Consider the following 13359-nt stretch of genomic DNA (forward strand, 5'->3'; position numbering starts at 1 on the left):
CATGCTGCCGTCGTCGAACCTGCGGGACCGGATCCGGACGCTGTCCAAGTGCGTCTGCGACGGCGCCCGGCTGATGGTCGGGCAGGGGGACTACGCGGCCTATGCCGAGCATGTCCGCCGCACCCATCCCGATCGGGCGCCGATGACCGAGGTGGAGTTCTTCCGCAACCGGGAGAACGCCCGCTTCGGGGTCGGCAACACCGCGGGGTTCCGCTGCTGCTGAGCGGCGGCCGGTGAGCCTGGTCGTCTCCGCCCGCAGGGACGGCGGCGCGTCTTCGCGGCGGACCGAGTCCCGCTCGCTGCGCGGACCCGATCCGGCCCGGCCGGCGTTCTCCACGCCGGGGGGCCGCGGGCCCTCGCCGGATGCGGAGGGCCGATGACCGACGACAGCGCGCAGGACGCGAAGGAACCCCGGGCCGTCAACACCACCCATGCCTGGGAGCGGGCCTACTGGGCGCGCCGGTTCATGGTCCCGGTGGAGCAGGTCGAGGCCGCCGTGGCGGCGGTCGGCGACGATCCGGCCCGCGTGGCCGCCCATCTCGGACGGGACTGGCCGGGCCACGAGCCCGCCACCTGAAGCTGGACCCCGGCCCCCGCGCGAGGACTAGTCCTCCGCGATCCCGGGCATAAGCTCGGCCGCATCTTGACTCGGCCGCCACAATATCCGCCATCTCAGGCCCGACGGGAGGTCGGCATGAGCATTTTCCAGGACGCCATCCTTCGGTTCGGCCGCACGATCATGTCGTACGCGGGCGACGCGGTCTTCCTGCAGGCCGCGGTCTCGTCCGCCGCCAACGTCATCGTGGCGGACGGGGACGTGGGCGAGGAGGAGATCGAGTCGGCGATCAGCGGCATCCGCGCCAACCCGATCCTCGAGAAGTCCTACGACACGCTGCGCGTCGAGCAGGAGCTCTACGAGGCGATCGCCCGTGCCAAGACCCGGGCCGGCCGGCTGGAGAACCTGCGCCATATCGGCGCCATCGCGGAGCGGCCGATCGAGCAGCGCCAGGACGTGTTCCTGATCGGCGCGGACGTGGCCGATATCGACGGCATCAGCGAGGTCGAGCACAGGGCGCTCGACGAGATCGCCGGGGCGCTGCAGGTCGACAAGTCCGCCCTGCTGCGCTGATCCCGCCGCCTCGGGGACGGTGCGCGCGGATCCCTCTCCGGCCCCGCGCCCTCATTCCGAGGTGCCGGAGCGCGGCGGAGGCCGCGACGGGACCCGCCTGCGAGGACCGCTGACGCGTGCGCCCCTGGGTGCGGGGGCGACGAGGTATGACGGGCCGCGATCACAACCCTGCGGCGACGCGGCCCGTCCTTTGCCTATCCGGACGTGATAGCGAAACATTCCGGTTCTAGCCGGTGAGCCGGTACGCAACGCGGAGCGGCCGGCCCGGGGCCGGACGGCGGAGACCGCATGGGCCTCGTCCTCTACGCGCTCAAGTTCCGGATCACGACCTATGTGCTCGCGGTCCTGATGATGCTCGGCGGCGTCGGGGCGATCGTCGTCGCGCCGAAGGACGTTCTCCCGGTCGTCGACATCCCGGTCGTCGTGGTGGTCTGGACCTATACCGGCCTCTCGGCGCCGGAGATGGAACAGCGCATCACGACCTACGCCGAGTACGGCATCTCCAACAACGTCAACAGCATCCGCCGCATGGAGTCGACGACGCTCCAGGGCACGGCCGTGCAGCGGATCTACTTCGAGCCCACCGTCAGCCTCGATCTCGCCATCGCCCAGGTGGTCTCATCGACCAACTCGATCCGCGCCGTGATGCCCCCCGGCACGCAGCCGCCGGTGATCGTGCGCTACTCCGCCTCCTCGGTGCCGGTGATCCAGCTGGCCCTGACCTCGGCCAAGGACAGCCTCAACCAGGTCTACGACTACGCCCAGTACCGGATCCGCCAGACCCTGGCGCAGGTCCCGGGCTCGACCCTGCCGTCGCCCTTCGGCGGCGCGCCCCGGCAGATCATGGTCGACCTCGACCTCAACGCCCTCCAGGCGCTCGGCCTGACGCCGCTCGACGTCACCAACGCCATGACGGCCCAGAACCTGACCGTGCCGTCCGGCCTCGCCAAGATCGGCGAGCAGCAGTACCCGGTCCAGCTCAACGGCACCCCGCCGTCGATCGAGACCCTGAACCTCGCGCCGATCAAGGTAGTGGCCGGCCAGCCCGTGCTGGTGCGCGACGTCGCCTATGTCCGTGACGGCGGCCCGCCGCAGGTCAACGTGGTCAGCGCCGACGGCCAGCAGGCCGTGCTGATGCAGATCATCAAGAACGGCAACGCCTCGACCCTCGGCGTGGTCAACAACGTCAAGAAGGCGATGCCGACGATCCGCGCGGCGGCGCCCGAGGGGCTGTCGATCAAGCAGCTCTTCGACCAGTCGGTCTTCGTCTCGAACGCCATCGAGGGCGTGCTGCACGAGGCGCTGACCGCGGCGGCCCTGACGGGGCTCGCGATCCTGCTGTTCCTCGGCTCCTGGCGCTCGACGATCATCGTGCTGATCTCGATCCCGCTCTGCGTCATGACCTCGCTCGCCGTGCTGGCGGCGCTCGGCGAGACCATCAACGTGATGACGCTGGGCGGCCTCGCGCTCGCGGTCGGCATCCTCGTGGACGACGCCACGGTGGCGATCGAGAACACCTACCGGCTGTTCGAGGAGGGCGAGGAGTTCCGCGAGAGCGTGGTCCACGGCGCCGCCGGCATCGCCAAGCCGGCGCTGATCTCGACGCTGGCGATCTGCGCGGCCTTCACGGCGGTGTTCGCGCTCACCGACACGCCGAAGTACCTGTTCACCCCGCAGGCGCTCGCGGTCGTGTTCGCGATGCTGACCTCCTACCTGCTGTCGCGCACCCTGGTGCCGCTGCTGATCGACGTGATCGTGGCGCCGGAATACCGGCAGAAGCACGCCAAGGATCGGGACACGCGTGAGCCGCCCCGGCGGGGCCGGATCGCCCGCGCCGCCGGCCTCGTCGGCGCCCCGCTGATGCGGCTCGCCGGCCGGATCCACGCCGCCTTCGAGCGCGGCTTCGCGCGGTTCCACCGCGGCTATGTCGGCCTGCTCCACGCGGTGCTGCGCCACCGCGTCGCCACCCTGGGCGCCGTCGGCGGCGTCCTCGGCATGACCGGCGTGCTGTTCGTCTTCGTCGGCCAGGACTACTTCCCGCAGATCGAGGCGAGCCAGATGACCATGCATCTGCGCACCCGCGTCGGCATGCGCATCGAGACCGCCCGGCAGGTCTTCGCCGAGATCGAGGACACCGTCCGCGAGGTGATCCCGGCGGGTGAGGTCGACCAGATCCTCCAGAACATCGGCCTGCCGTCGAACAACTACAACTTCGCGTTCTCGGACGGCTCGTTCGTCTCCTACAATGACGGGCAGATGCTCATCAGTCTGAAGGAGGGGCACGGCTCGGTGGCGGGCTACACGAAGCGCCTGCGCGACGTGCTGATGAAGCGCTTCCCCGACGTGATCGTGTATTTCCAGCCCGCCGACATGATCACCCAGATCCTGAACTTCGGCGTCCTCACGCCGATCGACGTGCAGGTCTCCGGCCGGCACAAGGAGAAGGACCTGGAGGTCGCCCAGCGCATCGTGCAGCGGCTGAAGCACACGAAGGGCCTCGTCGACGTCCACCTGCAGCAGATCGTCAACGAGCCGCAATTCTACGTCGACGTCGACCGGCGCCTCGCCTCCGAACTCGGGCTGACCGAGCAGCAGGTGGCGCAGAACATGAACATCTCGCTGTCCGGCAGCTACCAGGTCACGCCGAACTTCTGGCCGGACCCGAAGACCGGCATCCCCTACCAGCTCTGGGTGCAGACGCCCGAGTACCGCAACAGCTCGCTCACCGACCTGCGCAACACGCCGATGTTCGTGCGCGCCGCCGCGACCGCCGGCTCCGGCCCCGGGGTGCTGACCCTGCTGTCGAGCCTCGCCGACATCCGCCGGACGCCGACGCAGACCATGATCAGCCACGTCAACATCCAGCCGACCTTCGACATCTTCGCCTCGGTGCAGGACCGGGACCTCGGCTCGGTCGCCCGCGAGATCGACGCGATCGTCGAGGACGAGCAGAAGAACCTCGAGGCACCCGACAAGATCGTCGTCCGCGGCCAGATCGAGAACATGCGCTCGGCCTTCCTCCGCCTGGAGATCGGCCTCGGCATCGCGCTGATCGCCGTCTACCTGCTGATGGCGGTGAACTACCAGAGCTGGGGCGACCCGTTCGTGGTGATCGCCGCCCTGCCGATGGCGTTCTGCGGCATCACCTTCGCGCTGTTCGTGACCGGGACGCCGTTCTCGATCCCGTCGATCTTCGGGGCGATCATGTCGGTGGGCATCGCCTCGGCGAACTCGATCCTGCTCGTGACCTTCGCCAAGGAGCACCGGGAGGCGACGGGCTGCGGCGCCCTGGAGGCGGCGATCACCGCGGGCGAGACCCGGTTGCGGCCGGTGCTGATGACCGCCTCGGCGATGTTTCTGGGCCTCATCCCGATGGCCTTGGGCACCGGCGAGGGCGGCGAGCAGAACGCCGCGCTCGCCCGCGCGGTCATGGGCGGCATCGCCTTCGCGACGCCCGCGACGTTGCTGCTGGTGCCGTTCCTCTACGTGCTGATGCGCGGCGGCCCGGCGCAGCCGGTGCAGGATTACCTGGAGCCGGAGGGGCGGCCGGCGACCGCATAGGGGACCGCGGCGTCCGCTGCGGCTCCCTCCCCGGGGGGAGGGGCGCACTCCGGATCCCTTACCCCTCCTTGAACCCGTATTCCGGGGTGTCGTCGTCGTTGCCGTAGTACTTGTACGGCAGGAACTTGCCCGACATGGTGAGCTTCACGCGGTCGCCCTTGTTGTTGGCCTCGCGGGCCATGTCCATGTTGAAGTCGATCGCCGACATGATGCCGTCGCCGAACTCCTCCTGGATCAGCTCCTTGAAGGTCGTGCCGTACACCATCACCAGTTCGTAGAACCGGTAGATCAGCGGGTCGGTGGGCGGCATGGACGGGATCGAGCCGCGATAGGGCGGCTCGTTCAGCATCCGCTCCTCCGCGGCTGTGAGGCCGAAGAGCTCGGCCGCCCGCTTGGCCTGGGCTTTCGGCAGCTTCATCTGGCCCATGCAGGCCGCGGTGATCAGGAACGGCGACAGGCCGCCGATCTCCTCGTGGATGTGCTTCCAGCTCCACCCCTTCTCGCGCTTGATGTCGAGCAGCTTCTCGGTGAGGTCTTCGCGCTTCATCGTCGGCTCCCGGAGTTCGATCTGCGATGGGTCCGGTGAGGCCGCGCGCTCCGCGGCCCCACCCACCCGATGCGGGTGCGCGTCCGGATCGCGACCGGTGAGGGGGAACGGTCGCGTCCGGACGCGGACATCCGCCGGGCATCGTCGCGGCGTGGCTTCGGGAGCCGCGCCGGCCGACGGGCGGACAGGCTCTCTCGGCAAACGGTATGCCAGTCTGTTTCCCGGGGAAATCGCGCGAGATGACAACGCGTTGGCGCGGCAGACGTCGCTCACGACATCTCGTCGAAAACGAGATATCGTGAGCGGATGACGACATTTCGTGAGCCCGGCGCCGCGGGAACCTTCGGGCCGGTCTTCGAGGCGAGTCCCGATCCCATGCTGGTCCTCGCGCCCGAGGAGGACCGGGTCGCGGACGCCAACCCGGCGGCGGCGCGCCTCCTCGGCTACGGCCGGCCGGCGCTGCGCGGCGCGCGGGCCAGCGCCCTGTTCCCGGGCCAGCGCCCGGCCCTCACGGTCTTCACCGAGGCCGTCCTGGCCAAGGGGCACTGGTGGACCCGGACGCTGGCGCCGCGCGACGCGGCCGGCCGCGACCTGCGGGTCGAGACGGCGGCCTACCCGCTCCCCGGCGACGCGATGCGCCTCCTCGTGACCCTGGCGGACCCGGACACGCTCCACCGCCGCCAGGTCGACGGCGAGGCCGAGGCCCACATGCGCGCCGGCCTCTCCGAGTGGCAGCGCGTGGAGCGCATCTTCCGCGACATCGAGCGCGGCAACCAGCTGATCCTGCGCGCGGCCGGGGAGGGGATCTACGGCGTCAACGCGGAGGGCGTGACCACCTTCGTCAACCCGGCCGCCGCGCGCATGCTCGGCTGCGAGGCCGGCGACCTCGTCGGCCGGGACATGCACGCCGCCGTGCACCACACCCGCCCGGACGGCAGCCACTACCCCCACCGCGACTGCCCAATCTACGCGGCCTTCCGGGACGGGATCGTCCACCAAGTCGATCACGAGGTCTTCTGGCGCGCCGACGGGACCTCCTTCCCGGTCGAGTACACCTCGACGCCGATCCGCGACCGGGGGCGCCTGCTCGGCGCCGTCATCGTGTTCCGCGACATCAGCCAGCGCCGGGAGGCCGAGGCCCGCCTGACGAGCGCGCTCGCGGAGGTCGACTCGCTCCGGGAGCGCCTCGAGCTGGAGAACGCGTACCTGAAGGAGGAGATCCGGGCCGAGCGCCAGCACCAGGGCATCATCGGCCGCTCGCCCGCCATCGCGGCGACGCTCCGGCAGGTCGACCGCGTCGCCGCCACCGACGCCACCGTGCTGATCACCGGCGAATCCGGCACCGGCAAGGAGCTGATCGCCCGGGCGATCCACGAGGCCAGCCGGCGCAGCGCCCGCCCGATGATCCGCGTCAACTGCGCGGCCATCCCCCGCGAGCTGTTCGAGAGCGAGTTCTTCGGCCACGCCAAGGGCAGCTTCACCGGGGCGCTGCGCGACCGTGTCGGCCGGTTCGAACTCGCCGACGGCGGCACGCTGTTCCTCGACGAGGTCGGCGAGATCCCCCTCGATCTCCAGGGCAAGCTGCTGCGCGTCCTGCAGGAGCGCTCGTTCGAGCGGGTCGGCGAGGCGCGCACCCGGGCGGTGGACGTGCGCGTGGTCGCGGCCACCAACCGGGACCTGCGCGCCGAGATCCGGGCGGGCCGCTTCCGGGAGGACCTCTACTTCCGCCTCAACGTCTTCCCGATCCAGGCGCGGCCCCTGCGCGAGCGGCCCGAGGACATCCCGCCCATCGCCCAGCACCTGCTCCGGGTCGCCGCGCGCCGCCTCACCGTCCCGGAGCCGCGCCTGACGGAGGGGGATGTCCGCCGTCTCTGCCGCTATCCCTGGCCCGGCAATGTCCGGGAACTGGAGAACGTGATCGAGCGGGCGGTGATCCTCTCCGCCCGGGGCCGCCTCCGCCTCGACCTGCCCGACGGGGAGGCGGCCGGGCCCGCCGACGCGGCCGCCCCGGCCGCTCCGCCGGATGGCCGGCCCGCCACCGAGGCCGAGCGCCGGGCGCGCGACCGCGCCGAGATCGTCGCGGCCCTGGCGCTGGCGGGCGGACGGATCTCCGGGCCGGGCGGCGCGGCCGCGCTCCTCGGCCTGCGGCCGACGACGCTGGCCTCGCGGATCAAGGCCCACGGGATCCCGCGCGGCTGATCCGGCCACCCCTTGATCCGATCTTAAGGTCGCTGTGCCAACGATCGCGCCGGGCCTTCCCCGCGGAGGCGCAGCGTCTCCGACCGATGCAGGACCTCTCCGATCCCGTCACCCTCCCGGCCGGCGCCGTCCTGTTCGACGAGGGGTCGATCGGGCACTGCGCCTACCTGATCCTGAGCGGCCGCATCGCGATCTTCCGGCGGCGCGACGGCGGAGAGACCGTGCTCGCCCGGCGCGGGGCCGGCGAGATCTTCGGCGAGATGGCGATCCTCGACGCCCTCCCGCGCTCCGCGGGCGCGCGTGCCGAGGCGGATTGCGTGCTCGTCCCCGTGAGCGCGGCGCAGATTCAACAGCGGCTCGCCGGCGCCGACCCGATCCTGCGCCTCTGCCTCGAGGGGCTCATCGCCCGGTTCCGCGAGACCCTGCCGCGCCTCGGGCCGGCCGTGGTGGAGGGGCCTCCGGCGCCGCTGTCGCCCTCCGCCCGCGCCGATTTCGACGCGACGGTCGCGTCCCTCGCGCAGGAGCGCGCCCTGCGGCGGGCCCTGGCCCGGGACGAGTTCGCGCTGTTCCTGCAGCCGATCGTGCGGCTCGCCACCGGGCGGCTCGCCGGCTTCGAGGCCCTGATCCGCTGGCACGATCCCGAGCGCGGGCTCGTGGCGCCCGCGTCCTTCATCCCGGCCGCCGAGGCGAACGGCCTGATCCTCGCGATCACCGCCTGGGTGATCGACGCGATCGGCCGGATCGTGCCCCGGATCCTGCAGGCCGGCCTCCAAGCCCCCGCCGCCGTCGAGCCGTCCCTGTTCGTGAGCTTCAACGTCACGGCCCAGGACCTCGCCCGGTCGGACATCCCCACCCTGATCGACGTGATGCTGCGCCGGACCGGCATCGCGCCCGACGCCCTCAAGCTCGAGATCACCGAGAGCGCGCTCATGCAGGATCCGGCCGGGGCAGCGGCCGCCCTCGCGCGCTGCCGCGCCGCCGGCCTCGGCATCGCGGTGGACGATTTCGGCACCGGCTACTCCTCGCTCAGCCATCTCAGCACCCTGCCGATCACCACGCTGAAGGTGGACCGGGCCTTCGTCCGGGCGATGCTGGCGGAGCCGCGCGATCGCCGGATCGTCCAGACCATCCTGCGGCTCGCCGAGGAGATCGGCGTGGTGGCGGTCGCGGAGGGCATCGAGGGCCGCGCCGAGGCGGAGGCCCTCGCCGCCCTGGGCTGCGCCCTGGGCCAGGGCTACCATTTCGGCCGCCCGATGCCGGAGGCCGACGCCCTCGCGGCGGCGGCGGCCTGGAACGCCGAGGCGTGGCGCGTCGGGCTGCCCCGAGGGACCGGCCAGGGCCGGCCGAGGGTCCGCGCCCAGGGCTGAGGGATTTGGGGGGGGCGGCGCGATCTCTCGCCGCCTCCGCGAGCGTGCTTTCGATGCACCGGGCGGGCGGGAAGCGCGCGGTTCCGGGCGGAAACGCTTGCATCCGGTGCGTGTTTTCGGACCATGCGTCTTCGGGTCTCGGAGGCGGGCTTTGGGCGGAGACGAGCGGGACGGGCAGATGACCGAAGAGGCGGCGGGGGCATCCGCGCGGCCGGCGCCCTGGGAATTCGTGCTGCCGGAGGAGACGGCCACCGAGGATCTCGGCCTGTTTCTCTCCGAGTTCCTGATGCCCGGGGACGTGGTGGCTTTGTCCGGAGGGCTGGGCGGCGGCAAGACCACGCTCGCCCGCGCCATCATCCGCGAGCTCGCCGGCGACGCGCGCCTGGAGGTGCCGAGCCCGACCTTCACGCTGATCCAGCCCTACGCGGCCCGCGACGGCCGGCCGATCGTCCACGCCGACCTGTACCGGCTGCGCGATCCCGACGAGCTGGTGGAACTCGGCTTCGACGAGATGGCCGAGGGCGCGATCACCCTGGTCGAGTGGCCCGACCGGATGCCGCCCCGCGACGGCCCGGTGCTGACCGTGGACCTGTCCCTGCGGGCGGAGTTCGGCCCCGAGGCGCGTCTCGCCCGGATCGACGGCGCCGGCGGCATGCGCGCCCGCCTCGACCGGGCCCGCGCGGTGCGCCGCCTCCTCGACCGCAGCGGCTGGGACATCGCCGAGCGGACCCTGATGCAGGGGGACGCCTCCTCTCGCGCTTACGAGCGCCTGACCAAGCCCGACGGCACCAGCGCCGTGCTGATGATCGCGCCGCCGCGGCCCGACGGGCCGCCGGTGCGGGACGGCAAGCCCTACAGCGCGATCGTGCACCTCGCCGAGAGCGTCCACGCCTTCGTGGCCCTCGACCGGGGTCTGCGGGCGCTCGGCTTCTCGGCCCCGAAGATCTACGGCGAGGACCTGACCGAGGGCCTGCTGATCCTGGAGGATCTCGGCAGCGAGCCGGTGGTCGAGGGGGGCGCTCCGCGGCCCGAGCGCTACGCCGAGGCCGTGCGCGTGCTGGCCAAGCTCCACGCCAACCCGCTTCCCCCGGTCCTGCCCGTGGCCGAGGGGACCGAGCACAGGCTGCCGCCCTACGACATGGAGGCGCTGCTGTTCGAGGCGGAGCTGATGCCCGAATGGTACGCCCCGGCGATCCGGAACGTCAGCCTGTCGGCGGAGGCGCGGGCGGCCTTCGTCGACCTGTGGCGGGCGGCGCTCCAGGGCGCGATCCCGGACCGGCCGACCTGGACCCTGCGCGACTACCATTCCCCGAACCTGATCTGGCTGCCCGAGCGCGACGGTCTGGAGCGGGTCGGGCTGATCGACTTCCAGGACGCCGTCATGGGCCACCCGGCCTACGACGTCGCCTCGCTGCTGCAGGATGCCCGGGTCGATTCCAGCGCGGAGTTCGAGCTGCGGCTGCTCGGCCTCTACGCCCGCGAGCGCCGCGGCCGGGACCCGGCCTTCGACGTCGGCGCCTTCGCCACCGCCTACGCGCTGCTGGCGGCCCAGCGCGCCACCAAGATCCTCGGCATCTTCGCGCGCCTCGACCGGCGCGACGGCAAGCCCGGCTACCTCGCGCACCTGCCGCGGATCGAGGGCTACCTCGCTCGCAACCTCGCCCATCCGGCGCTCGCCGGGCTGCGGGCCTGGCACGCGGACCACCTGCCGGGCCTCGTCGCCCCGGCGCCCGACCCCTGACCTCCGGATTCCCGACCGCATGAGCGATCCCAGCCCCGCCGTCAGCCGCGCCTTCGTCCTGGCCGCGGGCCTCGGCAAGCGCATGCGGCCGGTGACCGCCACCGTGCCGAAGCCCCTGGTGGAGGTGGCCGGCAAGGCCCTGCTCGACCACGCCCTCGACCGGGTCGCCGAGGCCGGGATCGGGACCGCGGTCGTCAACGTCCACTATCTCGCCGACCTGATCGAGGGGCACCTCGCGCGCCGGGCCGAGGGGGCGGCCCCGGGACCGGCCACGACCGTCTCCGACGAGCGCGCGGCGCTGCTGGAGACGGGCGGCGGCATCCGCAAGGCGCTGCCGCTCCTGGGGGACGCGCCGTTCGCGGTGCTGAACTCGGATTCGTTCTGGCTCGAGGGGCCGGCCTCCAACCTGCGGCGATTGGTCGAGACCTGGGACGGCGACCGCATGGACGGCCTGCTGCTGGTGGCGCCGACCGCCACCAGCCTCGGCTACGAGGGGGCCGGGGATTTCGTGATGGATCCGGACGGCCGCCTGGAGCGCCGCGGCGAGCGCGCGGTGGCCCCGTTCATCTACGCGGGCGTGGCGATCCTCACGCCGGGCCTCTTCGCCGACACGCCGGAGGGCGCCTTCTCGCTCAACCTGCTGTTCGACCGGGCGATCGCGGCGGGACGGCTGTTCGGAATGCGGCTCGACGGCCAGTGGCTGCATGTCGGCACGCCGGAGGCGATCCGCGCCGCGGAGGAGCGCGTGCGCGCGAGCGCCCGGACGCCGTAGGCCCCGCGAAATCCGAGGCGCGCGCACGGCCCGCACAAGTCGTTGCCCGAAGTGTCTTGCCAAGCCGGATTTGAGCCTCTAGAAGCCCCTTCACACCGGCGGGCCGAGAGCCCGCCGCCGTGTCAGGCGCCCGTAGCTCAGCTGGATAGAGCACCAGACTACGAATCTGGGGGTCAGAGGTTCGAATCCTTTCGGGCGCGCCATTCCCTGCATTTTCCCGTGGTCGGGCAGGAAAGCCCACGTAGACGGGTGCATCAGCACCAGAGTCGAAGACCCACGGTGCTCGCTCGAGCGCATTCAGGTCGCCCGACCTCCGTCCTCGGATCCGATTGACCGTTATCTTCGGAACACGCCCTGACCGTTGCCCCGTTCGCGCGGTGCAGGTCACAGCGGCGCTCTGACCGCGCGGAAGCCGGCCGTCTCCGCGGAGCATCCGCTTCGATGATTGTCGAAGGCGATACCGCGACCGCACGCACGCCATTCATGCGCCGCGCTCCGCCGACGACGCGGGCGCTTGGGCGCAAGGCCGTCAGCGCGGGCCGCCGGGAAGAGGGCAGCGGGGATAGGAACGCGGCGCAACCGTCAGCGCCTGCATACGCGCAAAGGAAGAGACGAGGCGTACAAGAACAAGGCGCCAAGAATTGATGAAGCGTACATTGATGGCGTTCGGTAGGACGGGGGCGGTCAGAAGTGCAGCAGCCGTGACGGCTCGCCTGAGAGGGCTGTACCAAGCTGGCAGTTGCTTCACGGCGCCCAGCGCCTTCCTGGCCGAGACGCGACGTCCCGAGATCATGTCCTGATGGATCTCATAAATATTGTAGAAATACATTGACTTCGGGTCCCTAATCGTGTCGCTCCAGTTGTTTTGCCGCAATATTGATTTGAGATGGATGACGCGGTCGTTGAAACGGCGCTTGTGCTTCTCGAGAAGCGCTTGGGATACCCCGTTCTGGACTCCCGACTTGTTTTGACCGTGTATTCTATAGCATCCGAGCGGCCGGTTCAGGCTGACAATATCGCCAAAAAACGGCGCCGCCGTGAGGATAACACCGTCGACGGCTGTGTCGTAGGACGCATTCCGCAGTAACTCGCAGACATCTCTCCGGAACACATTGCCGGACGTTGGTGGAGAGATGTACGTGCCGGATTTTTTCACATGCGCCTGAAATTTATCCCGATCCCGTCCCATCGGGAGTGCGGGAAAAGCGGGTGCGATCACCGCGCCGGTCTCATTGATCCGCACCAATTGAAACTGGAGCTTAGAAATGTCCGCATCGAGCGCGTCTATGATCGCATCCAGAGAGCCGGGTAGAAGTTGATCGTCGGCATCGAGAAATAAAACAAAGGGCGCTGTCGTTTTCTCAATCCCTAGAAGGCACGCGCTGACCTGCCCTCCATTCGTCTTGCGAAAGGCGCGAACGCCGCTGTTCTGTATTATTGTCCAAGATCCGTCTGTTGAACCGTCGTCTATGACGACGATTTCACAGTCGGGGTTGTTCTGAGAGACGACGCTCTGGATCGCGCATTCAATATAGCGCTCGTAATTGAAGCAATTGATGATGACTGCCAGGGCTGGAGGCCTCGTGCCTGTCAGGACCTCGGCTGCGACCGCATCAGTGCTCATGTATGCTTCGCAGAACGAGAGCTGCAGCTCATCATCACGATTGACTCATCAGGCGCAGGGCTTCCCCGGCAATAAACTATATTTCGCGCATTTCAGATCGGATTTCAAGGACGTTATAGGCCGGCGGCGCGACGAAAATCTGATTAGAGCTCGAACGTTTCGCGAAGCCATTTATTCCGCGGCCGGGCCGGAAACAGGAACAGTATCGTCGCGTCCGCTCGCGGCCGCACACCCCTCCCGACGCGTGCGCGGCGGAGCATCTGCGGCCGCGCTACGGTTCGAGAGGTCTGGATCGAGCGGGCGGATCGGCGGCACCGAGCCCGATCGACAGGCGTCAGCGATCTCGGAGCGATGCGCTCCGCGTGTCGATCGCGAGGAAATCCGGTTGCGAGCGCGAGCCGCGGCGCCCTCACGGCTTC

At 70.3% G+C, this 13359-nt stretch carries 10 protein-coding genes and 1 tRNA gene; 9 read left to right on the plus strand and 2 right to left on the minus strand.

Going from position 1 to position 13359, the window contains the following annotated elements; genetic code table 11:
- The first annotated feature begins 1 nt into the window (after position 1).
- The 4 genes from J3A75_RS29650 to J3A75_RS29665 all read left to right on the plus strand — a co-directional run bounded on the left by J3A75_RS29650 (position 2) and on the right by J3A75_RS29665 (position 4690).
- Complete coding sequence (locus tag J3A75_RS29650; protein WP_012321454.1) at positions 2-223, plus strand: YbdD/YjiX family protein; 222 nt, start codon at positions 2-4, stop codon at positions 221-223.
- Between the two features lie 153 nt (positions 224-376).
- Positions 377-577 (plus strand): DUF3606 domain-containing protein, encoded by a 201-nt coding sequence (locus J3A75_RS29655; RefSeq protein WP_012321455.1) that lies wholly within the window; start codon positions 377-379, stop codon positions 575-577.
- Between the two features lie 117 nt (positions 578-694).
- On the plus strand, positions 695-1129 hold the full coding sequence (locus J3A75_RS29660; RefSeq protein WP_012321456.1) for a tellurite resistance TerB family protein: 435 nt from the start codon (positions 695-697) through the stop codon (positions 1127-1129).
- Positions 1130-1417: 288 nt separating this feature from the next.
- Complete coding sequence (locus J3A75_RS29665) at positions 1418-4690, plus strand: efflux RND transporter permease subunit (protein WP_071000177.1); 3273 nt, start codon at positions 1418-1420, stop codon at positions 4688-4690.
- 58 nt (positions 4691-4748) lie between these two features.
- Here the strand turns inward: J3A75_RS29665 and cynS are convergent, their stop codons facing one another.
- Positions 4749-5237: a cyanase gene (gene cynS / locus J3A75_RS29670; protein ID WP_012321458.1), complete on the minus strand. Its 489-nt coding sequence runs from the start codon at positions 5235-5237 to the stop codon at positions 4749-4751.
- A 306-nt stretch (positions 5238-5543) separates the two neighbouring features.
- Between cynS and J3A75_RS29675 the strand changes: the two genes are divergently transcribed.
- The 5 genes from J3A75_RS29675 (at position 5544) to J3A75_RS29695 (ending at position 11519) form a co-directional block, all read left to right on the plus strand.
- Positions 5544-7436, plus strand: a complete 1893-nt coding sequence (locus J3A75_RS29675; RefSeq protein WP_083374407.1) for a sigma 54-interacting transcriptional regulator — start codon at positions 5544-5546, stop codon at positions 7434-7436.
- Positions 7437-7522: 86 nt separating this feature from the next.
- The gene (locus J3A75_RS29680) at positions 7523-8803 is read left to right on the plus strand and encodes an EAL domain-containing protein (protein WP_071000178.1); all 1281 of its coding nucleotides are present in this window, start codon (positions 7523-7525) and stop codon (positions 8801-8803) included.
- A gap of 178 nt (positions 8804-8981) precedes the next feature.
- Positions 8982-10544, plus strand: a complete 1563-nt coding sequence (gene tsaE / locus J3A75_RS29685; RefSeq protein WP_041372398.1) for a tRNA (adenosine(37)-N6)-threonylcarbamoyltransferase complex ATPase subunit type 1 TsaE — start codon at positions 8982-8984, stop codon at positions 10542-10544.
- 19 nt (positions 10545-10563) lie between these two features.
- Positions 10564-11316, plus strand: a complete 753-nt coding sequence (locus J3A75_RS29690; protein ID WP_029358672.1) for a nucleotidyltransferase family protein — start codon at positions 10564-10566, stop codon at positions 11314-11316.
- 126 nt (positions 11317-11442) lie between these two features.
- Positions 11443-11519 (plus strand) — tRNA-Arg (locus J3A75_RS29695).
- A gap of 326 nt (positions 11520-11845) precedes the next feature.
- Here the strand turns inward: J3A75_RS29695 and J3A75_RS29700 are convergent.
- Positions 11846-12940 carry a glycosyltransferase family 2 protein gene (locus tag J3A75_RS29700; protein WP_083374408.1) on the minus strand — a complete coding sequence of 365 codons (1095 nt, stop codon included), beginning with the start codon at positions 12938-12940 and terminating at the stop codon, positions 11846-11848.
- Positions 12941-13359: the final 419 nt, after the last annotated feature.

The sequence above is a fragment of the Methylobacterium sp. PvP105 genome (assembly GCF_017876975.1).
Classification (GTDB): domain Bacteria; phylum Pseudomonadota; class Alphaproteobacteria; order Rhizobiales; family Beijerinckiaceae; genus Methylobacterium; species Methylobacterium radiotolerans.